The organism is Methylocella tundrae, assembly GCF_901905185.1.
In the GTDB taxonomy this organism is placed as follows: Bacteria; Pseudomonadota; Alphaproteobacteria; order Rhizobiales; family Beijerinckiaceae; genus Methylocapsa; species Methylocapsa tundrae.
Genome location: NZ_CABFMQ020000024.1, coordinates 57,139 through 80,453 on the forward strand (window position 1 = coordinate 57,139; position 23,315 = coordinate 80,453).

The 23,315-nt window shown below is 63.7% G+C and carries 13 protein-coding genes; 8 read left to right on the forward strand and 5 right to left on the reverse strand.

Annotation, left to right across the window (positions count from 1 at the left end):
- Positions 1 to 76 precede the first annotated feature (76 nt).
- From MPC4_RS03900 to MPC4_RS03925, 6 genes are all read left to right on the forward strand, one after another.
- Entirely contained in the window at positions 77 to 5,608 is a 5,532-nt protein-coding gene (locus tag MPC4_RS03900; protein WP_174511366.1) for a hypothetical protein, read from the forward strand.
- Positions 5,609 to 5,616: 8 nt separating this feature from the next.
- On the forward strand, positions 5,617 to 11,418 hold the full coding sequence (locus tag MPC4_RS03905; protein WP_174511367.1) for an alpha-2-macroglobulin: 5,802 nt from the start codon (positions 5,617 to 5,619) through the stop codon (positions 11,416 to 11,418).
- Positions 11,378 to 13,729, forward strand: a complete 2,352-nt coding sequence (locus tag MPC4_RS03910) for a transglycosylase domain-containing protein (RefSeq protein ID WP_174511368.1) — start codon at positions 11,378 to 11,380, stop codon at positions 13,727 to 13,729. Before MPC4_RS03905 ends, MPC4_RS03910 begins: the two co-directional genes overlap by 41 nt.
- 30 nt (positions 13,730 to 13,759) lie before the next feature.
- A complete protein-coding gene (locus tag MPC4_RS03915; RefSeq protein WP_174511369.1) occupies positions 13,760 to 15,199 on the forward strand; it encodes a short-chain fatty acid transporter in 1,440 nt (479 codons plus the stop codon).
- A gap of 130 nt (positions 15,200 to 15,329) precedes the next feature.
- Complete coding sequence (locus MPC4_RS03920; RefSeq protein WP_174511416.1) at positions 15,330 to 16,244, forward strand: quinoprotein relay system zinc metallohydrolase 2; 915 nt, start codon at positions 15,330 to 15,332, stop codon at positions 16,242 to 16,244.
- Positions 16,245 to 16,293: 49 nt separating this feature from the next.
- Positions 16,294 to 16,827 (forward strand): rhodanese-like domain-containing protein, encoded by a 534-nt coding sequence (locus tag MPC4_RS03925; RefSeq protein ID WP_174511370.1) that lies wholly within the window; start codon positions 16,294 to 16,296, stop codon positions 16,825 to 16,827.
- An 85-nt stretch (positions 16,828 to 16,912) separates the two neighbouring features.
- Here the strand turns inward: MPC4_RS03925 and minE are convergent, their stop codons facing one another.
- The 3 genes from minE to minC all read right to left on the reverse strand — a co-directional run bounded on the left by minE (position 16,913) and on the right by minC (position 18,923).
- Positions 16,913 to 17,248 (reverse strand): cell division topological specificity factor MinE, encoded by a 336-nt coding sequence (minE, locus tag MPC4_RS03930; protein ID WP_174511371.1) that lies wholly within the window; start codon positions 17,246 to 17,248, stop codon positions 16,913 to 16,915.
- On the reverse strand, positions 17,245 to 18,060 hold the full coding sequence (minD, locus tag MPC4_RS03935; protein ID WP_134488007.1) for a septum site-determining protein MinD: 816 nt from the start codon (positions 18,058 to 18,060) through the stop codon (positions 17,245 to 17,247). Before minD ends, minE begins: the two co-directional genes overlap by 4 nt.
- A 107-nt stretch (positions 18,061 to 18,167) precedes the next feature.
- The gene (minC, locus tag MPC4_RS03940; RefSeq protein WP_174511372.1) at positions 18,168 to 18,923 is read right to left on the reverse strand and encodes a septum site-determining protein MinC; all 756 of its coding nucleotides are present in this window, start codon (positions 18,921 to 18,923) and stop codon (positions 18,168 to 18,170) included.
- Between the two features lie 240 nt (positions 18,924 to 19,163).
- On the opposite strand from minC, the gene MPC4_RS03945 reads away from it, so the two are divergent.
- On the forward strand, positions 19,164 to 19,529 hold the full coding sequence (locus MPC4_RS03945) for a DUF6481 family protein (RefSeq protein WP_174511373.1): 366 nt from the start codon (positions 19,164 to 19,166) through the stop codon (positions 19,527 to 19,529).
- 35 nt (positions 19,530 to 19,564) lie between these two features.
- On the opposite strand, the gene MPC4_RS03950 is transcribed toward MPC4_RS03945, so the two are convergent.
- The gene (locus MPC4_RS03950; protein ID WP_174511374.1) at positions 19,565 to 20,518 is read right to left on the reverse strand and encodes a class I SAM-dependent methyltransferase; all 954 of its coding nucleotides are present in this window, start codon (positions 20,516 to 20,518) and stop codon (positions 19,565 to 19,567) included.
- Between the two features lie 125 nt (positions 20,519 to 20,643).
- On the opposite strand from MPC4_RS03950, the gene MPC4_RS03955 reads away from it, so the two are divergent.
- Positions 20,644 to 22,044 (forward strand): aminotransferase class I/II-fold pyridoxal phosphate-dependent enzyme, encoded by a 1,401-nt coding sequence (locus MPC4_RS03955; RefSeq protein ID WP_174511375.1) that lies wholly within the window; start codon positions 20,644 to 20,646, stop codon positions 22,042 to 22,044.
- A gap of 21 nt (positions 22,045 to 22,065) precedes the next feature.
- Here the strand turns inward: MPC4_RS03955 and MPC4_RS03960 are convergent, their stop codons facing one another.
- Positions 22,066 to 23,253 carry a glycosyltransferase family 2 protein gene (locus tag MPC4_RS03960; RefSeq protein WP_174511376.1) on the reverse strand — a complete coding sequence of 396 codons (1,188 nt, stop codon included), beginning with the start codon at positions 23,251 to 23,253 and terminating at the stop codon, positions 22,066 to 22,068.
- Positions 23,254 to 23,315: the final 62 nt, after the last annotated feature.

The following is a 23,315-nucleotide window of genomic DNA, read 5'->3' on the forward strand; positions in this document are numbered from 1 at the left end:
CGGCTAGCTTCGGACCATAGTCCGTGCGCACATTCGGCTTTGTCGCCGGAAAGAATTTTACGCGGGGAGGGGGATGATGAGCCTGTTCGGTCAATTCCGCGCAGCTTGCGCTTTCCTGCGTCGCCGGCGAGGCGCCATTGCGCCAGTCCTGACGCTGGCGATCGGGTGGGCGCTTCCCCTGGCGCAGGCTCTGGCGCAGGCGCCAGATTGTCAAAAGCCGGGCGGCGCTGACGTCGCGCTGTGCGCCAAGCTCGAAAGAGACAAGCTTCCGCCACCTCCGGCCGATCCTTCGGCGGGGCTCTCGCGCGCCAGCGTCTCCGCCGGCGCGGACGAGACGACGCTTCTGACCGTCGGTTCGCCGGGCCGCTTGTCCATTCGCGCTCAAAGCGGCTCCGGCGTCGCCTTGCAGCTTGTCGACATGATGACAGGCCCAGGCGAGATCGCGGGAGAACAGGGCGTCCGAGACGGGCGTCTCGACGTACTGCTTGATCGCGGCGTCTATCGGCTGCGCAGCCTTGGCGCCAAAGGCGCGATCGGCGAAGCAAAGCTCGCCGTCTTGCCGTTCCACAGCGCCGGCGTGGCGAAAGCTGACCTGTTGCGCGGCGGCGAGGACAGCGCTGAACTTGGCGATCTGGCGCAGCGTTCCTACTGGATCGTCGTCAGCCCGGGCGAGAAGGTCTCGGTCGAGGCGGTCGGACGGGCGCTGGGAGACCTGCGGCTGTGGCGCAATGGAACGGATCTGGTCGATTTGAAGCCAGCGATTGCGACGGTCGAGCCCGAGGCCGGACATCCGATGGCGCGCCTGCGCGTCGAGGGCGCCGCTGAGCCGGGACTTTATCTCGTCACGGCCTATGGCGGCGCGCCTTCCGTCTGGGCCGATGGAAATCTCAAAAGCCCTTTGCACATTCGCGTCGGACAGCCGCAAAGCCTGGTTGGCGGCTGGTTCGAAGGCTCGATAGGCCCCATCGGTTCCCTGCGTTTCACGATTCCGCCGCCCGCGACCTATGTCCGGCTTGAGCTTGACGAGCCGGCGCCAGCGCAGCTCAGCGTTGCCCGGGGCAATGCTTCGCCGGAAATCGCGGTCATCGCCAAGACGAGCCGCCAGCCCGTCGCGGCGCTGACCGTCGCCGCCAAGGGCGACGAGCCCACCACCGCCGAAGTCAGCGGGCTGCAAGGGCAGGCTTTTCGGTTGCGCGCCTTAAATCCCTCCGACACATTGCGGGTCGACGCGCCGGGACCTCATCTCGTCGCCGTTGACGTCACAGGCGAGGGCGGCGACGAACTGCCGGCGACCGTGCTGCTGGCGCGTTTCGCCAAGGGCAAGGGCAGCGTCGTCGCGTCCAAGGCGCTGCGCATCGCGCGTGGGGAGGCGTGGCGCGCCAAATTCAATCTGCGAGGCCCCTCGAGCCTGATTTTCGAGATCGCCAACTCCGGTCCCGTCGCATTGAGCACGCAAGGAATCGGGGTTCGCGCCGTCCTCGAGCCCTTGCTCGGGACCAACGCGCCGCGCGCGGACGGAAAAATCCCGCAGCAATGGGACGTCGAGGCCGGTTGGTACACGCTGAAGCTGGAGCCGGTTCGCGACGCGGTTGGCGTCATCGACTTGACCTTTGGCCAGCCGGGCCTGGCGCCAGCGCCCTCTCCTTTGCCGAGCCGCGCGGTGATCGACTTCGGGCTGCGGAATTTTGACAAGGGCGCCTATTATCAGATCTTCGGCAACAGCGGCCCCAATCTCGCGCTTGGGCCGCGTGCGCGAAAACTACCGGCTGATCTTGGCGCGGGCCCTCTCATCATCGAACAGCAGGCGCAGATCGAAACGCCGCCGCCAGCGGTGAACGAGGAGGCTCCCGCGCCGCCGCCACGGCCGCCGAAAAGGCCGGCGGCCGGAACCGCGCCTGAAAGGCCCGCCTCAAAGGCGACCGGCCCGGGCGCTCAGAAGCCATCCAATCAATCGGCCGGCAAGCCAGCGGCGAAGGCGGCGCCCTTGAAGGCCGCGGCGGATGCTGCGCCGGGGGCTTTTCTTGTGCCGCTGCGAGCGCCGCCTGGAGGCGCCATCGCCGCCGCCGACGTCAATGGCCGGCCCATCGCCATTATCCTCACGAATGAGACCGCCGACAAAGACGGCCGTACGCTCACCGCGACGATTCCCGCGTCACGACTTAATCGGCGGGTTATCCTCACATGGTCGAAAGTCGCGCCGCCGTCCGAACTCCCAGTTGTGGCGACGCCGGCCAGCCTCCTGCGCCTCGCGCCGGAGGAACCGCAGTTTTTTGATCTCGCCCGCGACGAAAGCCGCGCCTTTCGTCTCGATGTTGCAGAAGGCGGCCTTTATCGCATCGAAACGCTTGGCCGCCTCAAGACATCCGCCACCATCGGCACGACATTCATCCCGGCGATCGATCGGGCGAAAGACAATGGAGCCGGCCATAACGCGCTTCTGCAAAGCTATCTTCGGGCGGGATCATATCGCGTGACGGTCAAGGCCTCGGACTCCGAGGGCCATCTTGGACTTATCGCCCAACGCGCGAACCTGAATGACGCCGGGGGCCTTGCGCCCGGGCAAAGCGCCCGCGCGGCGCTGATGCAAGGGAAGGGCGCGGTTTTCACGGTCGACGCGCCAAGGACGGCGACCTATCGCCTCGATCTCTACTCGCTTGGGAAGGATTTTCCCGCCCGGCTCGAAGACGCCGACGGTTGGCCGCTGACGCCGCCCGGCCCCTTGGCGACGCTGGAGCAAAAAATAGAGAAGGGCCGCTACCGGCTCGTCGTGCCCCCCGTCGAAATGGATGCGCGCGTTGTGGCGCGCTTCAGCGAAGTGGTCGATGAGGCCACGCCGCAAGGTCATGGTCCGCACGCGCTCCGTTTTGATGTCGCGCAGAAATTTCAATGGCGCGAGCCGGCGGTCGCGGATGCGCCGCGCGAACCCGACCGTTGGACCTTTTCGCTCAAGGGACCTTCGCATGTCACGCTCGACGTCAGCGACGGCATGAGCGCGGAGCTCCTAGGGCTTGGCGAACGATCCGGTTCAATCGCGAAAATCATATTCAAGCATGGCTTCGAAGGAGAGTTGCAACCGGGCGATTATGAGATTGACGCCCGCGGCATCGGCCGCAACGACCGGCTGGATTACGAGCTCACGCTGAAGTCGCTGGAGATGCAGCCGGGCGCCGCGCGCTTCATCGAACTTCCGGCCAGCGTTCCCTTCGCCATAGGAACCGATCGGATCGTCAGCGTGACGAGCTTCGGCGCCATTGAGTTAGCAGGAGCCCTGAGAGATGGCGCCGGACGAATCATCGAACGATTGAACGGCCGCGTCGACGATTGGAATATCTCGCTTTCGCGCCAATTGCCGGCCGGTTCCTACCACCTCGACCTTGCAGCAATGAAAACTGAGGCGGCGTCGAGCGAGGCCCGCGATGAGCCAAGCGACGACGACACAGCAAAAGAAGCGCCATCGGACGAAGCATCTTCCGACGATCAGGCAGTTGGCGCAGAGGACTCTGACGCAACCGGGCCAGACGACTCCGTGCAAGATGACGTCGATCATCCTGAAGCGGATCAACGGCGGACGAAAGTCGAATTGCATCTTGACCTGCCGGAAACGATGCAAGGCTCCGACCTCGACCTTACGGGTTCGGCGACGGTGGCAGGGTCGGGGGCGCGTCAACTGGCTTTACCCGCGGTCAAGGAAGGCGTTTTGCTGGTCGTCGCGGCGCAATCTTTAACGGACGCCGTCCTTTCCCTGGAGCGGCGGGATGCAGACGGGCAATGGCGCTCCGTTGGCTTCGAGCGTGGACGGACGCCCGTGGTCGCTGCTCCCTCTGACGGCGATGAGAGCCGTCCGTGGCGCGTCACCGTTTGGCCAGCCAATGACGACGCATCCATCCTTTTAGCCGCGCGGGCGGTGAGCGGGACCATACAAGGTCCGGGTCAAGTCAGGCTTGAAAAGATCCCGATCGAAGGATTGGAGCCGCCCGTGGAGGTCGCGGCGATCACTGCCGAGGCCAAGAGTCTTCTCCTCCTGAAGCAGGCGCCGGACGGCCTGCGCGCAGGATCGGCCTTCGGCCACATGCTCGCTCCGGTCAAAAGCGGCGTCATCGCCCCGCAGTCCGAGCGCCTGTGGCTCGTCAAAAGAGGTGGCGAAAACAGCCCGGTCGAACTCGGCGCCGTTCCCTCGACGACAAAAAATATCGCGCTCGACCTTGCGAGTGGCGACGTCGCGACCTTGTCGCAGCCGATAGCCGGGGCGGGAAGTCTGCGGGTCTGGCGCGCGCAATCAAGTTACGGCCAGCCGGGTCTTTCCGCAGGCAAAGGGATGGGGGTTGCGCCTGCTGGGCCGATCGCTGGCGCGCTGGCGTTGAACGGAGGCGAGCCTTTGCGCATCTGGAACGCTGGCCCGGGCGGCCCGTTGCGCCTCGATCTTGAGGCCTTCGACCTCACCGCCGAGCCGATGGCGCAAGCGGATGCGCAATATGCCGCGACGCTTGCGCCGCGAACCGCCCAGCTTGTGCGTATTGCCGGCTCCCCCAAGGAGGTCGAAGTCAATCTCGCGCCGGGCGCCGCTGCTTTCCTCAGCGGCGGCGATCGCGCGACGACGGTCTGGGGCGGCGCCCGCGCGGTCTCACGTCGGCTCTCCGGCGACTGGGCGGCTATCCTCTTCGTCAACATCGGCGCTGAGCCTTCGTCGGTTGCTTTTGCGGTCACTCCGGCAACGGATGACAAACCGCTCGCTACGGGCGAGGCAAGAAAGCTCTTTTCAGGCGCCGCGGGCTCGATGTCGCTGAGGGTCGAGGCCGCGGCAGGCGATCGTCTCATCGCCGCGGGCGCGCGCGCGGCCTTCATCAGCGATGATGGCGCCGTCTTGAAGGGCGGCTCGCTGATCCTGCCGGGGCCTGGCGAGCTCATTCTTGATCATGACGCCGGGCTCGTCGCCGCCTGGATCGAGAATGACGAAAAATCGCCATGGCCCGCGACGGAGCCGCAAAAGATCGAGCCGCCGCGAACGGTCTCGCTGGAGGGACAGGCGATGACGCTGGCGCTCGCGCCCACGACGCCGATGCTGCTGAACGCGCGCTCCACCGCGCCGGTGATTCTGGCGCTGAGCCAGAAGGATGCGAAAGGCGATCCCGAATTGTTTCCGGCCGGCGCCGAGTTTCACGCCTATGTCGAAGCCGGAGAGGCGCGGCTGCGCGTCTATTCGCCCCATGACGGCGCTCTCTCGGGCTCCCTGGAGGTCACCTTGAGCCCGCTTATTCCCATAAAAGAAGGCGTCGGCGAGGCGCGCGCGCTGGCGCCGGGCGGCGCCGCTCTCTTTGTCTTTGACGCGCCGCGCGCGCAAACGATCGGCGTCGGCGTGCGCTCTGATCCAGATAGCGCGAAAGTGCGCCTGCTCGACGCCAATGGCAGAAGTCTGGGGGAAGGCCCGGCGCAATTGCGCCAAATTGAGCCGGGGCGCTATCTGATCGAAGCGCGCGCGCCGGCGGATGGCCCGGCGCTGGTCGTTCGTCCCGCCCTCGTGGGGCTGACGCCGCCCTCAAACGGACCTCCGCCCGACGTCGCGGAGCATTATCTCGAACTCGTCGGATTAAGGCCCACCCGCGCGCCATGAGGACAATCATGAAACGTCTGGCTCTCCTTTGCGGCCTCTTCCTCGCGGCGCTGGCGTCAGTTGCTTCAGCCGAGCCCGCGCCGCAGCTTGACGTGCTGCAACGCGCCGATGGCGCGCGCGTCGTGCCCGAGCATTTTTTGCGCAGCTGGGACCCCGTGACGTTCTTTTTCGAAGCCGATATCGGGCCGAAAGAAGGCGGCCCCGAGGATGCGCCGGAGCGTTTTGTTAAAATGACGCCCAATCTGCCCGGGGCGTGGCAATGGCTCGGCCCGCGCGCCCTGCAGTTTCGCCCGGCGGACGCGTGGCGTCCGCTCCAGCCTGTGGAAATCGAGGCGGCGCCTGACGCCGGGACGTTTCATGCGCGTCTGATCCCTTTGCTGCCGGAGCCGGTCTCGACGAGCCCCGATGAGCGCGCCGACCCGATCGCCGATCTCGATCATATCATCCTGACCTTCGCCGGTCCCCTTGATGTCGAGGCGCTGGCGAGATTGCTTGCGATCGAGATCCGCCCTTCGCCCGGCCTGTCTGGAGCTGGTGGTCAATTTCTGACGGCGCAGGATTTCACGATTTTGCCCCTGCAGCGCAGCAAAGGTGAGGCTGGTCAATCCTATCTCGTCCAGCTGAAAAACAGCATTCCGGATGGCCGCGTCGCGATCTTGCGCCTCAAACTCTCCAACGAGCCGGGGCTCGACGAGCCGACCTTCGAGCTTCGCCTGGCGAGCGCCGTTCCATTCGTCGCGACAGGGGCGGATTGCGGGCGCGGCCTTGAACGCTCCAATCTCGAAGGCCTGCTGCGCTGTTCGCCTTCCGAGTCGAACGGCGACGAGACGCAGTCGAAAGCGGCGCAACGCAGCCTTGTGGTCGCATTCTCGCAGAAGCCGGAGGCGCTCGACATCACAAAGGCTCGCGACGCGCTGCGGATTTCGCCGCCCGTCGATCGTTTCAGCGTCGAAGCGGATGGACCGCATCTGCGCCTCTCCGGCCGGTTTCTGGCCGACACGATTTACGAGCTGCGTATCGCGCCCGGAAGCCTCAACGATGATCGCAAGCGTCCTCTCGAGGGACCGCCTTTCCTGCAGCGTTTCGCCTTCGCGGCGGAGCAGCCGAATCTCGCTTTCGACGCGCGGCAGGGAATCGTCGAGCGCTTCGGACCGCAGCTCATTCCGATGCGCGGCTCCGGCTTCGACAAGGTCGATCTGCGCATCTACGCGATCGATCCGCTTTCTCGCGATTTCTGGCCCTTTCCCGCCGATGGCGTCACCAGCGATGACGCGGCGGAGCCGCCGCTTCCAGGCAATGCGCCCGGCAAATGGAGCGATGACAAGGACGCAGACGCCGCGGCCATTGCGGCGCGGATCGGCGCCCTTGGATCACCGGCCGTTTCGGAGCTCCGGGCTCTGCCGATCCAAAGAGGGGGCGGCAGAGCGGAGTTCGGCCTCGATCTCCAGCCGCTCTTCGCCAAAATCAAGGGCGTGGGCGAAGCCGGCGCCTACCTTGTCGGCATGCGTCCGCTGACAGGCGGCAAGCGCAGCTGGATGCGCGTCGAGGTCACGGATTTGAGCCTCAGCGCCGTCGAGGAGCCAGATCGCGTACGTTTCTTCGTCACTTCGCTTTCGACCGCGAAGCCCGTGGAAGGCGCCGAAATCCGTCTCGAAGGGCTGCGCGACGATAAATATGTCTCCCTTGTCGCGGGACGCACCGATAAGGACGGCGCCTTCACATGGGACCTCGCCAAAAGGGTCGAGGCGCGCATCAGGCGCATCTTCGTCGCCAAAGGGCTGGACGTGCTGGCGCTCGATCCTGAAAACGGTCCTGCGCAATATGCGCGGGAGAATTGGACGAGGCCCGAGGAGCCGTGGCTCGCCTGGACGGTCGATCCCGCCGTCGTCCGCGATGAGCCGTCGCGCATCCTTTGCCATCTGTTCACCGAGCGCCCGATCTACCGGCCCGAGGAGCCGGTCCATATCAAGGGCTATGTGCGCGGCTACAAAGGCGGAGCGCTCAGTCTTGCAAATGGCGGGGGGACGCTGGTCGTAACGGGACCTGGCGGCCAGGAATGGCGCCTGCCGGTCAAGATTGACGAGGCCGGCAGTGTCTATCAGAAATTCGATGCGCCAACGCCAGCGACTGGCGACTATTCCGTCAGATTTGAGCCGGACGCGGCCGAGCCGAAAGCCAAAGGCGCCGAGGCGGACGATGATGGCGACGCCGCGACTTCGAACGATGCTCAAACCTCCTGCGGCGATTTTCCGTTCAAGAAGGAAGCCTATCGGCTGCCGACCTTCGAGGTTCTGCTCAATGCGCCGCAAACGGTCGCGCTTGACGGCGAGTTTTCGGTCGATGTCATAGCGCGCTATTTCGCCGGCGGCCTCGTCGCCGGTCGGCCGATCAAATGGCGCGCCAGCCAGTTTCCTTATGCCTGGACTCCGCCTGGCCGCGATGGCTGGTTCTTCTCGACCGATGCGCGCTTTTCGAGCGAGGGCAAGTTCAAATCGACGCCCGTGCTCGAACGCGACGGGACGCTCGATTCCGGCGGAGCGGCGAAAATCAATTTCGATCCGTCCGCCGAGCCGACCGCGCAGCCGCGCCGCTATCAGATCGAGGCGACCGTTACCGGCGAAGACGACGTTGAGGTGCGCAATCTCGTGTCCGTCATCGCGCTGCCGCCCTTCGTGCTTGGCGTCAAGACGCCGCGCTATCAGCCAAAACCCGGCCCGATCGATGCGCAGATTCTCGCGGTGGACGCCAAGGGAGCGCCGGTCGAAGGGCTGGAGATGACCGCTCGTCTTGTCAAACGCAACTGGACATCGACCCTGCAAGCGAGCGATTTCAGCCAGGGCGCCGCGAAATATGTGACGCAAATCATCGACGAGACGCTTGCCGAGCAAAAGATCAGGAGCGCGAAGGACGCGCAAAAGCTCGCCTTTGAGGCAAAAGACGCCGGCGTCTATCTCGTCGAACTGGAAGCTGCCGACAAGACGGGAAGACGACAGCAGGTCAGCGTCGATTTCTTCGTCGGCGGCGACACCCCCGTCACCTTCGCGCGCGCGCCGGCGCAAACAGCGGAAGTCACGACCGACAAAGAGGCCTATGCGCCCGGCGAGGCGGCGACGTTGATCGTGCAGAGCCCCTTCCAGAACGCCCGCGCGCTCGCCATCGTCGAAGACCCAAGCGGACATTTCGGCGCCGACTGGGTCGAGATAAGCAATGGATTCGGGCGTTATCAAGTGCCGCTGGCGGTCCGGGACATGCCAAAGCTCGCCGTCCATTTCCTCATCATGCGCGGGCGCCTGCCAAACGCCGATAGCGATCCAAGCGCGCCCTTCGATCAGGGCAAGCCAATCACCATCGCGGCGACGAAACGGATCACGGTGACGCCGGTCAAAAATATCGTCACCGTTTCTCTCGATTATCCGCAAAAGGCGCGTCCGGCGCAGGAAGTCGAGGTGACATTGAAGCTGACCGATGATCTTGGCAAGCCGATCGCGGGGGAAGCGACGTTCTGGATGGTCGATCAGGCGGTGCTCTCGCTCGCCAAGGAGCGCCCGCTCGATCCGTTGCAGAACTTCATCGTCGAGCGGGAAACTACAATGGCTGCGCGTGACACGCGCAACATGGCTTTCGGGATCATACCGCTGGAGGAAACGCCCGGCGGCGATGCGGGGCTCGACGAATGGGGCGCGGACAACAACGTCTCCGTGCGCAAGAATTTCACGCCCGTGCCGATCTATCTGCCGAAGGTGATCGTCGGCGCGGACGGCATTGCGAAGATCAAGGTCAAGCTGCCGGATTCCCTGACCATCTTCAAACTGCGCGCGAAAGCGGTCAGCGGAGCCGAGCGCTTCGGCTTTGCGACAGGGGAGATGCTGATCCGTCAGGATCTCGTCGCGCAGCCCGCGCTGCCGCGCTTCGTGCGCAATGGCGATTCCTTCGATGCTGAATTATTTGGCCGGATCGTTGAGGGTCCGTCGGGAACAGGCCGCGCGAGCCTCAAAGCCGAAGGATTGAAGCTTGCAGGTCCGGCTGAACAAAGTTTCGCATGGGAGCCAAATCGCCCGGCGCGCATAGACTTTCCAGTGTCGGTCGCGGACGCCGCCCCCGGCAAAGTCAGCGTGAAATTACGCTTCACGCTCCAACGCGACGCTGACCAGGCGCGTGACGCCGTCGAGATCGACCTGCCGCTGATGTCTGACCGCCAACGGGTGACCCGGCACGAGATTTTCGACGTCGCGGCAGGCGCCATCGTCAGCCTGCCCAGCGTCACAGCGAGCCTTCGCGCCGGATCCCTGCAACGCGCCGTCACCATCGCCGCGGACCCGACCCTGGTGCGCCTGATCGCGGGCTTGAACTATCTCGTCGAATATCCTTACGGCTGTACCGAGCAGCGTATTTCACTGGCCTCCGCGGCGCTCGCTTTGAAGCCTTTCGGCGCGGTGCTCGCGGCGTCGGATCTCGATAGGCGACTTTCCGATGATGTGCATAATACTATTATCGCGATTTCTCAAAGCATCGACCCTGACGGCCTCGTCGCCTTCTGGCCTCGCGCGCGCGGAAACGTCTCGCTTACCGCTTGGGCCTATGGCTTTCTCATCGCCGCGCAAAAAGCCGGCGAGCCTGTTGACAAGGCGTTGAGCGAGCGTCTCGCCACCGTATTGAAGCTGTCGCTCAGATCGGATTATGCGCGCCTCATCGATGGCGAGGAACTGCGCGAGAGGGTGGAGGCGCTGACGGCGCTCGCCGAAGGCGGCCAGCTTGATGCGGCCTATGCCGCGGAGCTCAGCCGGCGCGCCGCCTCCATGCCGAACGTGACATTGGCGCAGATGACCGCGGTCGCGGCGAGGCTTCCGGGAGATGACCGGCGCATTATGGGCGCGTTGCTGCAGGATATGTGGAGCCGCGTGCAGATTCTCGCGCGCAACGGCAAGCAGGTTTACGCCGGTCAGGCCGCCGACGATGGCGATCCCGGGATCTTGCCATCGGAAGCGCGCAGCCTTGCCGAAATGACGCGAGCGGCGGCGCTTGCGGCGCCGGAGGATCCGCGCTCACGCGTGTTGCGGGATGGCTTGATCCATCTCGGCGAGGGCGACGGCTGGGGCAGCACCAACGCCAATTCGGCCGCTGTGCGCGCGCTCGCCGCCGCGTGGAAACGTCCCGGCGCAGAGATTCCGGTCAGCGTCGTCGAGGGCGCGGCGACGGAGCGGCTCGTGCTCGCGGCCGACGCGCCGGTTGGCCGCGTCACGATCAGTGGCGCTGGCGAAGTTCAAATCGAGAATGGCGGCGGCGCCCCGGCGGTTGTGCTCGCCGACGCCGCCTATCTGCCGGCGGAGCCCGGATATCTTGCGCAGGCGTCCTCGCAAGGCTTTGTCGTAACACGCAAATCTTATCGCGTGCCGGCGGACGGAGCGCCGCTCGAAGCGATCGCGCCGGACCAGGACGGAGCGCTGCGCCTGAAGCGCGGCGACATCGTCGAAGAGATCGTCGAACTGGTCAACCCGCAAGACCGCGTGCATGTTGCCATTTCATTGCCGCTCGCAGCTGGGCTCGACCCGCTCAATCCCAACCTTGCGACAGCGCCCCGCGAGGCGGCGCCATCTTTGGACCCGACGCTCGCGCCGGCATGGACCGCCTTCAACGACGATAAGGTGTTCTATGCCTATGACACGCTGCCGAAGGGCAATTATCGCTTCGCATTCCGCGCCAAGGCGATCGTCGCCGGCTCCTTCACACAGCCGCCGGGCGAGGCCGAAACCATGTATCAGGCAGGGATCTATGGCGCCAGCGCCGGCCGACGCATCATCATCGCCAGATAGACCGCAAGGGCGACGCTGGCGCCGATCCGTCGCGATCGCAGCGGGCGTTGCGCTGATCGCGCAGGCGGGTCTTTTTGGGCAACACATCGAGCGGCGGGCCAATCTGATCGCGCCGCCGCCGACGCGAATTCTTTACGATCGGCATGGCGCTTTCATCGCCCAGATCGGGGAGGAATCCGTCAGCGGCAACGCAGCCGGGCGCCATATTGATTACGGCTTCTGGCCCTTGGAGAACCCGCCTGATCGCATCGTTCGGGCAACGCTCGCCCTCGAGGACCGGCGCTTTGCACAGCATCCCGGCGTCGATCCGATCGCCGTGCTGCGAGCCCTGTGGCGACGCTTTGAAAAAGGCGACCGCTCCGGCGCGTCGACGATCGCCATGCAGGTCGCGCGCATGCAGGAGCCGGCGCCGCGCACACTCTACTCCAAAGTCAGCGAGGCGGCGACCGCGCTCGCTTTGACGTTGCGTTATGGACGCGAGGCGATGCTCGCCCAATATCTGCGGCTTGCGCCTTATGGCAATGGCAGCCACGGCATCGCCCATGCGGCGCGGTTCTATTTCGACAAACCGGCGCAAGATCTCAGCTGGGCCGAGATCGCGCTCTTGTCCAGCGTGCCGCAATCGCCGACGCGTCTCAATCCGCTTCGGCCTTTGGGCCTTGCGCGTGCAATCCGGCGCGGCCAGCGCGCACTTGATGAACTCGGACGGCAAGGCGTCATCAGCAGCGCTGAACTCTCGCTTGCGCATCGCCAGCTCGCCGCACTTGAGCCGCAGCCCGCGCCGCGGCGCCCGGATGCTCTCCATGTTGTTTTACGCTATGAAAATCTATTGAAACGGGAAGCTTCAGCCGGTTCGGCGGAGCTGCGCCCTCGCGCGACAATCGATCTCGATCTACAGCGGCGGGTGACGGCGCTCGCGCGGCGCTATCTCGCAATCTGGCGCAGTCAGGGGGCGGGGCAGGTCGCCGTCATGGTCGTCGAACGCGAGACAGGCGCCGTCGTCGCCGCGCTCGGCTCCAATGATTATGGCGGCGGCGACGCCGGCGCGCTGGACTTCACCAAGGCTCAGCGCTCGCCTGGCAGCGCGCTCAAACCCTTCATCTATGCCTTAGCGCTGGATCGCGGCGTGATCAGGCCAAGCGACATCCTTGCCGATCTGCCTGAAGGCGCGTCCGGCATTAACAACGCCGACGGTCATTTTCTCGGGCCCATGCTGCCGCGTCAGGCGCTGGCGAACTCACGCAATGTTCCAGCGATCAATCTCATCCGCAGTATTGGACTTGAGACCAGCTTCCGTTTCCTGCGCGGTCTCGGCCTTCACGACGTCGATGCGCCGGCCGACAGTTTCGGCGCATCCATGGCGATTGGCTCGCTGCCCACGACGCTGGAGCGGCTGGTGCACGCCTATGGCGCTTTGGCGAATGATGGCGTGCTACGCGATCTCGTGTGGTTCGAGGGAAGCCAAACGCCCCCATCGACCCGCGCAATGTCGATGGACGCGGCCCGCCTCGTCACCTCATTTCTCTCGGACCCAAACGCCCGTCTGCCTAGCTTTCCACGCTATGGTCCGCTCGAATATCCTTTTCCCGTGGCGATCAAGACCGGCACATCGCAAGGCTATCGCGACGCCGTCACCATCGCCTGGTCGCCGCAATATCTCATCGGCGTGTGGCTCGGGCGCGCCGACGCCGGGACGATGACGCGGCTCAGCGGCGCAAGCTCCGCCGCGCGGCTCGCTCATGCCATCCTCCTCCAACTGCACAAGACACGTGCGGGCGATCTTGACGATTCGGGCTTTGCGCCGCCGCCCGGCCGCGCGCCGGTCGAGCTGTGTCTGTTCGGCGGCAGGCGCAGTCTTGGCGCGGCGCGCGGCGGTTGCGGACAGACGCTGACGGAATGGCTGCGGCCTGAGGAGATCCCGCCCGAAGAAGAAATCGTCGAATCCCCAGGGGGCCCGTCCCGGCTCAGGATTCCGGCTTCACAGCGGGCATGGGCGCTCGCCGCCGGCTATCGAGTCGCCGACGAAGGTCCGATGGGCGAGGAGGGCCGCCTGTCGATCGTGTCGCCGGAAAACAATAGCCGGATCTGGCGCAACCCCGATGCGCCGGCGGCGCTTTCGCGCATCGCGCTCAAGGCCGTGGTCGAGCCGAGGTCAGCCGAGGTTGTGTGGTATGTCGATGGCGAACCTTTCGCCACCGCTGACCCCGACAAACCGGTGTTTTGGCCGCTGCAAAAGGGCGCGCATCAGTTTCAGCTGCGGCTGCCCCTGCAACCTGGCAGGTCAAAAACCGTGCGCATCACCGTCGAATAGATCATCGCGCCAATCAATGGATCGACAACCATGGACCAGGAATCTTCTCTATCGGCGCGCAACGACAAGGAGACTTTTCTCGCCGCCACCGCGCTGCGTTTCGCTGCATGGTCGGAGCGATGGTTCCCTGACGCTTTCGTATTCGCCGCCATCGCAGTCATCGTGGTTGCGATCGCGGCGATGGTCAACGGCGCGCCCTTTCATCTCGTCGCAAGATCCTTCGGCGATGGATTCTGGAGCCTCATTCCTTTCACAATGCAGCAGGTGATGGTGGCGATCAGCGGCTACATAATCGCAAGCTCGCCGCCGGCGGCGCGTCTCATTGACAAAATCGCGAGCCTGCCGCGGAGCGGTCGCAGCGCCATCGCCTTCATCGCCATCGTGACGATGCTGCTTTCCTTGATCAACTGGGCGCTGAGCCTGATCTTCGGAGGCTTGCTGGCGCGCGCAATGGCGCAGCGCGCCGACCTCGAAATGGACTATCGCGCAGCTGGCGCGGCGGCCTATCTCGGCCTTGGTTGCACATGGGCTCTGGGGCTCAGCTCATCAGCCGCGCAATTGCAGGCCAACGCCGAGGCGATGCCGAAATCCTTACTACAGATTACGGGCGTCATTCCATTCAAGCAGACGATTTTTCTGTGGCAGTCAGGCGCGATGCTCGGGGTGCTGATGATCCTTTCGGCCTTGATCGCTTTTTGGTCTGCGCCGTCCGGAAAGCGCGCGGTGACTGCGGCGATGATGGGCGTCGACGTCACGACCAGAGTGGCGCCGCTTCCCCCGCGCGAGAGGCCCGGCGAATGGCTGGAATATAGTCCGCTGCTGACGCTTCTTTTGTTTTCGCTAGGGGCCGGTTGGCTGGCGCAGGAGTTTGCCGCGAAAGACCCGGTCCTGGCGATCTCCAATCTCAACACCTATAATTTTGCATTGCTCATGTTGGGGCTATTACTGCATTGGCGCCCGAAGAGCTTTCTCAACGCGGCGGCGAAGGCTGTTCCGGCGACGGTCGGCATATTGATGCAATTTCCCCTCTATGGCGGCGTCACGGCGATCATGACGGCCGCCGCCGGAAGCCACGAACATTCGCTCGCGCTGCGGCTTGCTGAATTCTTCGCCAGCATCAACACGAAAGAGACATTCCCTGTGGTCATGGGACTATACTCGGCCGCGCTCGGTTTCTTCATTCCATCAGGCGGCGGCAAATGGGTGCTGGAGGCGCCCTATGTCATGCAGGCCGCGAATGAACTCAAGGTTCATCTAGGCTGGGCCGTGCAGATCTATAATTCAGCGGAGGCGTTGCCAAATCTGATTAACCCTTTTTTCATGTTGCCGCTGCTTGGCGTGCTGGGCGTCAAGGCCCGTGACGTCGTCGGCTTCACAGCGTTGCAGTTGACGTTTCATTTGCCGATCGTGCTCTTTTTGCTCTGGGCGCTCGCGGGCACGCTGGCCTATGCGCCGCCGGTCATTCCCTAGCGCATTGGGCCTCTGAGGGGCCCTTTACCGCGCGTTGCGGGTCGCGTTAACTGCCGGAAAAGGCGGCGCCCCAAGGCGCGATATTTGGAGGTTTATTGTGAGACTTGAAGCTGTGACGCGCCGCCGGCTTATGCTTGGCGGCTTCTGCCTCTGCTGTTTGCCCGGACGCTCGGGGGCGGCGTTCGCCGCCGATGGCCCTTTCGCCACGCAGGAGGTGGGCGAGGGCGTTCACATCCGGCGCGGAGTCGATGAAGACGCGACATCCTCCAATGAGGACGCCATCGCCAATATCGGCTTCATCATCGGCCGCGATGGCGTGCTCGTCACCGACCCGGGAGGAAGCCTCATCGACGGCCAGAACCTGCGCGCCACAATCCGGCAAAAGACGCAGGCGCCGATCAAATATGTCGTGATGAGCCACATTCATCCAGATCACATTTTTGGCGCCGGGGCGTTTTTGCAGGATCAACCGATCTTTGTCGGCCATCACGCTCTGGCTGAAGCGATGCGCCAGCGCGGCGCATATTATCAGGGGGTGTTGGCTGATATCGTCGGTGCGGACCGGGCGGGGCAGATCGTGCAGCCGACGCTCGAAGTCAAGGAGACCGCGCTGCTGGATCTCGGCGACCGTATCGTCAGCGCGCATGCCCATGCTCCTGCTCACACGACCTGCGATTTGAGCATGATAGACCAGAAGACGGGAATTTTGCTGCCGGCCGATCTCGTCTTCGTCAACCGCGCGCCCTCGCTCGATGGTTCGCTGCAGGGATGGCTGAAAGAACTCGCGAGCCTCAAAGCAATTGCCGCGCCGCGCGCCGTTCCCGGTCATGGTCCGGTCGCCATCGACTGGCCCGCCGGCGCGGCTGACATCGAGCGCTATCTGACGACGCTGCGGAACGATGTGAAGCAGGCGATCGCGGAGGGCGTCGACATTGACCAGGCGGAAAAAAAGGCGGCGCAGTCCGAAAGGGGAAACTGGAAGCTGTTTGAGGATTATAATGGGCGCAACGTGATTGCGGCTTATAAGGAGTTGGAATGGCAATGACTGGCGCCGCCATCAAAACCGTCTCCTGATGCGATCAAGGAAGCCAAAGATGCGTCGTTCCCGCGTTCTCGTTCTGGCCTCAATGCTCGGCCTTTCGGGCGTTGGCTCAGCCGCCACGCAAGATCTGACGGGAGCAGCGCAGCAATCCGCTCCTTCCGGCATCGCAGGCGGGCGCGTCATTCACACGGACGAATTGGCGCAGCTTCTGTCCAGCGTTATTCTGATCGATGTCTCCGCGACCACGGACCGGGACGCCAGCGCTGCTTCCGTCAAGGCGCCGGCGTCGCACCTGAGCATTCCGGGCAGCATCTGGATGCCCGACGCCGGTGCAACAAATATCAAGGATACGCAAAGTCACGCCTTCCTGCGTCGTCTCGAAACGCTATCGAATGACGATCCCGGACAGCCGATGGTGTTCTATGGCGAGGCGAAGGATCCGGCGAGCCGGAACGCCGCCGAACGAGCTGTAAGCCTCGGCTATCGCAGCGTGTTCTGGTATCCGGACGGGATCGAGGGCTGGCGGGGCGCAGGTCATGCGCTGGCCGCGCCGAAAGCCGAAATGGACGCGGGAAGCGCATCATAGATTGAAGCCGCGGGGCTTTACGCACGCGGCTTTGTCATCCTTTAGCGCGCCTGAGCGGCCGCCAGTTTTCTGCGCCTTGAACGCTTCACCCCTCGACCGTCACCTCGACCGGCTTTAATTTTTGGAGCTCTGCTTTTTTTTTTGCTTCCTCGGCGTTCATCTTGACGTTGACGCAGAGGGGAGTTGGAATCTCCACCTCAACTTCGAGCGTTGAAATCACATCGCCGCTCTCCATACGCACGGTGATGGCGTCGGATTCGACCGGGAAATGCTTGGCGATGACGGCGATGATCTCTTCACGCAGCAAAGCGATCACGTCCGAAGCGCCGACGGCCGCGCGTTCATGCGCGAGCAGGAGTTTCAGCCGGTCCTTCGCAACCGGGGCGGTGGTGGGCCGCTTGAAGAAACTGATAATGTTCATGCCGCCCTCCGTCCGAAGATCTTGCCGAAGAAACTCTTTTTGTCGTTAGGCACCGTCATTTCGAGGCTCTCGCCATTAAGGCGCCGCGCGGCGTCGAAATACGCGCGAGCGGGCGCGCTCGGCGTTGCGCTAAGGGTCACCGGCGCGCCGATGTTTGAAGCCCGCAGCACTTCTTCGCTCTCCGGTATGATGCCAAGAAGCGGGATCGAGAGAATCTCAAGCACGTCGTCGACCTTCAGCATCTCGCCGCGTTCGGCGCGCGCGGCGTCGTAGCGCGTCAGCAGAAGGTGCTTTTCCATGTGATCGCCTCTTTCGGCCTTCTCGGTTTTCGAGTCGAGAAGGCCGATGATGCGATCTGAGTCGCGCACCGAGGAGACCTCCGGATTGGTCACGACGATCGCAACATCGGCGTGCCGCATCGCCAGCGTCGCTCCGCGTTCGATGCCGGCTGGGCTGTCGCAGATGATCCAGTCGAATTTTTCCTTGAGCTCGGCGATGACGCGGGCGACGCCTTCATCGGTCAGGGCGTCCTTGTCGCGCGTCTGCGAGGCGGGCAGCAGGGAGAGCGTAGGGATGCGCTTGTCGCGGATCAGCGCCTGAGACAGCTTGGCGTCGCCCTGCACGACATTGATGAGATCGTAGACGACGCGGCGCTCGGCGCCCATCACCAGGTCAAGATTGCGCAGTCCGACGTCGAAATCGACGAGAACGACGTTTTTTCCTCCTTTGGCAAGGGCGACCCCCAATGCGGCTGTCGACGTTGTCTTGCCGACGCCGCCTTTGCCGGACGTAACGACCAGAACTTTGGCCATGTGTGCCATCTCCCCTCTTAAGCGCGCCAGCCCGAAAAGCCGCAAACTCTTCGGATCAGATCATGCGTTGAAACACTCATCGATCGCCCCAACATGAGGCGAACGGCCTAGTCCTGAGCCGTGATCATCAACGAATCGCCGTCGAGCCAGACCTGAACGGATCGTCCGCGCAGCGTCGCCTCCATATCGTCGGCGGTCATGTAGAGACCATCGATCGCAAGCAATTCCGCTTCGAGCTTGCGGCAGAAGATGCGCGCGCGCGGATGGCCGGCGCCTGCGATCGCCCGTCCGCGCAGCGCGCCATAGATGTGAATGGATCCGCCCGCGACGATCTCGGCTCCAGAGGCGACGGAGCCGACGACGATAACGTCGCCGTCGAGATGCTCGATATATTGGCCCGAGCGCAAAGGGGTTTCGAGCAATAGCGCATTCGAGCGCTGCGGCGCCGGCGCGGCAGTGGCCTCCTGCGCCTTGGCGTCGTCCGGCGATTCGCCCCCGTCGATGATCTTCGCGATTGTATCGACCGTCGATCTCGGGGTTTCATTGACGTAGCGTCCGCCGCTCACAAATGGCGGCGGCATTCCGTATTCGCGCCAGGTCGGATCGCCGCCTTCAATTCCCATGATCTGAATGTTGCGTTCAAACAGGTTTTTGGTGAGATCGACAACCTCGGCCTTGCCGAGCTCAAGATTGGAAAGGTCGAGCACGATCGGCCGGCCGACGAAAAAACCGGGCGAGCGCTCGACCCAGGCGTCGAGTTCGGCCAGCCAGTCCGTCAAGGGCGCTTGAGGCGCGAGCGCCATGGCGTGGAACGAGCGGCTGTGGAAGCGGATTGAATGTCGTGGACGGGCTGCGGCAGTCACGTGGGCGCCTCGAGATTTTGCTATGTTGATTTACGCAACGTATGGTTAATGACCCGTTAAATCTTGGGCTTTCGGCGCTCCGCATCGGCGATTATCAGAGCTTTGAGGGCCGAAAGGGCGAACCGAACGCCTTGCGGACGCGCGAAAACGCATTTGAATTCGTGACAAAGGCTCCTTGCGCGGTTAGGCAGCGGGTACGGTTGATTTCCTCGAATCGGAAAGTTGTAAAAGGCATATTCGATGTGCGCGTTTAAGATAGACAAATTTGGCGACCGCCTCAGCAATGCAGCGAACGCGAAGAAGGCGTTATTGGAGAAATTCCGCGCCAAGACTGAAGTCGATGAGGAAACCGTTGCCAAGCGTGAGGCGGCCCGGCGGGAAATTATCGCCGCGCGCGACGCCCGGGCGTTGGAGCGCAAGGCCGCCGAGGAAGAAAGGCGAGCCCGCGAGGCTGTGGAAAAGGCCGAGCGCGACGCGGCCCTGAAGGCGGAAGAGGAGGCTCGCGCATTGGAGGCGGCGGCGGAGGCCGAACGCGCCGCGGCGCTCGAGATCGAACGCAAGAAAGCGCGCGACGCCCGCTATGCGGCCCGCAAGGCGCGCAAATAGGCGCCTTATTTTCGATTGGCGGTCGCCGCGGAAGTTTAGGCGCCCGGCTTTCGCGCGACGAGAAGGAGACCGCTGCCCTCGTCCCGCGTTCGCCGTGGAGGTCCGAACAGCCTGTCCATGACGGAACCGAGTGCGAAGCCTACCAAGGCGGAGGCGTGCCAGGACCAGGCCGGTTTGAAATAGATGTCCTTGCAGCGCACCGGCGAGCAGCGTTCGATCCAATAGACGAGGCTGTCCATTTTCGACCATGCGACATGCCGGATCGTTTCCACAATGAGTCCCTGACTTTGCGCCAGGGCGCGTAAGGCGCCCTCGCTCCACCAGGTCAGATGGTGCGGCGGCGCGTTGAGAAGAAAATTAGGAATGCGCGCCATCGCCGACGGCACATGTGGAACGCCGACGATGACCCTGCCGCCGGGCTTTGCCGCCGCCGCCATTTCGGCGAAGATCTGCGCGGGCTTTTCGACATGCTCGATGACCTGAAACGCGCAGACCGCATCATAGGACGCGGTGTTGCCGGCGAGATGCTCGGCGAGAGTCTGCGCGCAAGCCCAATCAGCGTCGGCGGCGCCGACGAAATGCGGGTCAAGGCCAAAATAATTCGCATGGGTGACAAACGGGCGAAATCCGCCATAGCCGCAGCCGACGTCGAGAACGCGCGCGCCTGCCTCGATATAACTTGCGGCAAGAAGAAATTCGCCGCGCGGGCGATCTTCGCGTGGAAATAATTTGGGGCCGAGGGTTCTGTAGAACCCGTGGTAGAATTCCGCATCGCCGGCCAACGCCGGCGAAAAGAACAGCAAGCCAGTGGGCGAGCGCCATAAGGAAAGATGCGTCGCTCCGCCAAAGCTCGGGCGCGCATTGACCTTGAATTCGATCTCCCAAAGGCGCGCCAGGAAGCCGCAACTGACGATTTGGACAAGCTCCGTCGCGGGATCGCCGGTGATGGGACAGGGTGGATGGTCGCTTGGCGCTTCAGAAATGGTCAACAGATTGCCGGGATGGGTGCGATGCGGGCGAGCCGGACCCTATCAGGCGCGCCGCGCTCTGGAAATGGACGTTTGGCGGGTGATCGGCTATTGAGGCGAAGCTCTGGAACGCGCAGGATGTGACGATGAAGCCACGTAAACGGCCGGGCCTTGATGAAGAAGATCGGCAAAGACTCGATAAGCTCGTTCTCAATCGCCTGAGAGCTCAGCCGGCTGGGCCGAAGGAGCCTTCAACGATATCCGCGGAGCCGGAGCGCACCGCTCGCGACGGCGTAATGGATTTCCAAAATCTGCCTGGCTATCAGGAATTGAGGCTCCAGCGCTCCATGGCGGCTGTTGTCGGCCTCGACAATCCTTTCTTCAGGCTGCACGAAACCGCGGCGGGCGCGACGACCGTGATGGACGGCCGCCGCTTCGTGAATTTTTCGTCCTATGATTATCTCGGGCTGAACCAGCATCCTGAAGTCCGCGCCGCGGCTCACGCCGCCATCGACGAATTTGGAACGTCGGCCTCGGCGAGCCGCGTCGTCGCTGGCGAACGCCCCGGGCATCGTACGCTCGAACAGGCTCTAGCCGAACATTATCAGCAGGAAAGCTGCGTCGTTTTCGTCAGCGGCCACGGCGCTAACGTTTCGACGATCGGCGCGCTTTTGGGCCCCAAAGACCTTATCGTGCATGACAGTCTCGCGCATAACAGCATCGTCCTCGGCGCGACGCTGTCGCGCGCCGAAAGACGGAGCTTCCCGCACAATGACTGCGAGGCGCTCGATTCGCTTCTCGCCGCTATGCGCGACCAGTTCGATCGCGTGCTGATCGTGGTCGAGGGCCTCTATAGCATGGACGGCGACAGTCCGGACCTGCCGCGTCTCATCGAGATCAAACGCCGCCATGAGGCATGGCTGATGGTTGATGAGGCGCATGGGCTCGGCGTCCTCGGCGACAGGGGCTACGGCCTCTTCGAGCAGGCGGGCGCCGATCCGCGCGACGTCGATATATGGATGGGCACGCTGTCGAAGACCCTCGCCAGCTGTGGCGGATTCATTGCGGGGTCGACCGCGCTCGTCGAATATCTGAAATGCATGTCAGGCGGGTTTGTCTATTCCGTCGGTCTGTCGCCGCCGCTCGCAGCCGCCTCTGCGACGGCCCTTTCGATTTTGCGCCGCGAACCACAGCGGGTCGAGCGCCTCACCGCGGCGAGCCGGCTCTTTCTCGCGGCCGCGAGGGCTCGCGGATTGGACGCGGGCGCCTCATCGGGACGGGCGATCATACCGATCCTTGTGGGAAATTCCGTCGCCGCCGTGGCGGTCAGCCAAAAGCTCTTCGAACGCGGCGTCAATGTGCAGCCGATCATCTATCCGGCCGTGCCGGAGCGCGCCGCGCGACTGCGCTTCTTTCTGACGTCCGAACATACGCCGGAGCAGATACATCTTGCCGTCGACGCGCTCGCCGATTCGATCAGGGAAATCGACGAAAGCGACTTCTTCCGCAACATCATGGGCTTGGCCAAGGGCGACAGAGGGCTCTAAAGAGTGGAGCTTTGACGAAGCCTATGCGGGCGGGCGCCGGCGGCGCAGAACGACGACGTCCTGCGGACTACGGACGAGATAGTCGATGCCGGCCCAGCGCAAGCGCCTGGATCCGAGTGCGCCGAGAATGCAGACGAAATGAAAACTCCACCATAGAGGCCGCAAGAAACGTTCGACCCGCCAATAGAGCGCAAGGTCGCAATCCTGCGTTTCCGGCCAGAGCGAGCGGACGATGCGCCGTCGGTTCTGATAGCGCAACTCGCCAAATCCGGCCGATAGAGCCAGCGTGAAAAATCCAGCGATCTGCCCTTGAAGCGCGAGGAAGACGGCGAGACAGGCGCCGATGATCGGTAGACCCGTGGTCAACGCGGCGAAAAGCCAAAGCATCGGCACATGCGTCAGCATCAGGCGATATTGCCGCTGACCGAAAGCGAAAGCCTCCTTCCAATCCATTGCAATCGGCGACAGAAGGAGGCTCTGGCGCGGTGAGAAAATGGCGCGGCCGGCCGCGTTGAGCGCGCGCGTCATCTGCAGATCGTCGCTGATCGCGCCTCGCCAATAGGCCGCGATGTCGATCTGCTCCAGCGTCTCGCGACGGACCGCTGTGGCGCCGCCCCAACACAAATTGATGACGTCCGGAATGCGCGGCAGGGTGACGATCGAGGCGTTCGCCGCCGCGACGACAGCCGAACTGATCCGCCCATCCGTTGGAATCATCCAGCGGTAGCCGGTCACCGAGTCATAGCCGGCGTCGATCAGCGCCGAGACGAGCCGCGCCAGCCATTCGGGAGCGGGCAGCGTATCGGCATCGGTAAACACGATGATCTCGTCCTCGCTTCGGATCGCCTTCAGAGCCGCGAGGAGGTTCCACACCTTTTGGCCGCCGTGCTCAACGGGACCTGCGACGACGGTGGCCAGATTCGCGCCGGGCTTGCGGGCCGCCTCGTTCAGCAAGGCGAAGGCCGGATCGTCGCCTGATTCAACCGCCGCGACAATGCGGTAGTCGGGATAATCCTGAGCGCGCAGACGCTGGAGAAAATCCTCGGTCAAGGCCGACCGGTTTTTGATGGCGACGATGACCGCCACGGGAGGAGTCCTGCCCGGGACCTCCGCGCGCGGCAACCCCCAGGTGTAGCGCCACGCCGAGAGCGTGCTTATCACCTCGATGATGATCCAGATAATCAAAATAGTGGGGATAGCTAAGGACATGGCGCTTTTTTGACACAGTGCCTGACTATTTTACTCAGACTCGAAATGGAGGCTTGGTAGCC

Bases quoted from the DNA above. Each gene is read 5' to 3' on its own strand.
- MPC4_RS03900 (WP_174511366.1), top strand. From the start codon at position 77: ATGAGCCTGTTCGGTCAATTCCGCGCAGCTTGCGCTTTCCTGCGTCGC.
- MPC4_RS03905 (WP_174511367.1), top strand. From the start codon at position 5,617: ATGAAACGTCTGGCTCTCCTTTGCGGCCTCTTCCTCGCGGCGCTGGCG.
- MPC4_RS03910 (WP_174511368.1), top strand. From the start codon at position 11,378: ATGGCGCCAGCGCCGGCCGACGCATCATCATCGCCAGATAGACCGCAA.
- MPC4_RS03915 (WP_174511369.1), top strand. From the start codon at position 13,760: ATGGACCAGGAATCTTCTCTATCGGCGCGCAACGACAAGGAGACTTTT.
- MPC4_RS03920 (WP_174511416.1), top strand. From the start codon at position 15,330: ATGCTTGGCGGCTTCTGCCTCTGCTGTTTGCCCGGACGCTCGGGGGCG.
- MPC4_RS03925 (WP_174511370.1), top strand. From the start codon at position 16,294: ATGCGTCGTTCCCGCGTTCTCGTTCTGGCCTCAATGCTCGGCCTTTCG.
- minE (WP_174511371.1), bottom strand. From the start codon at position 17,248: ATGAACATTATCAGTTTCTTCAAGCGGCCCACCACCGCCCCGGTTGCG.
- minD (WP_134488007.1), bottom strand. From the start codon at position 18,060: ATGGCCAAAGTTCTGGTCGTTACGTCCGGCAAAGGCGGCGTCGGCAAG.
- MPC4_RS03945 (WP_174511373.1), top strand. From the start codon at position 19,164: ATGTGCGCGTTTAAGATAGACAAATTTGGCGACCGCCTCAGCAATGCA.
- MPC4_RS03955 (WP_174511375.1), top strand. From the start codon at position 20,644: ATGAAGCCACGTAAACGGCCGGGCCTTGATGAAGAAGATCGGCAAAGA.
- MPC4_RS03960 (WP_174511376.1), bottom strand. From the start codon at position 23,253: ATGTCCTTAGCTATCCCCACTATTTTGATTATCTGGATCATCATCGAG.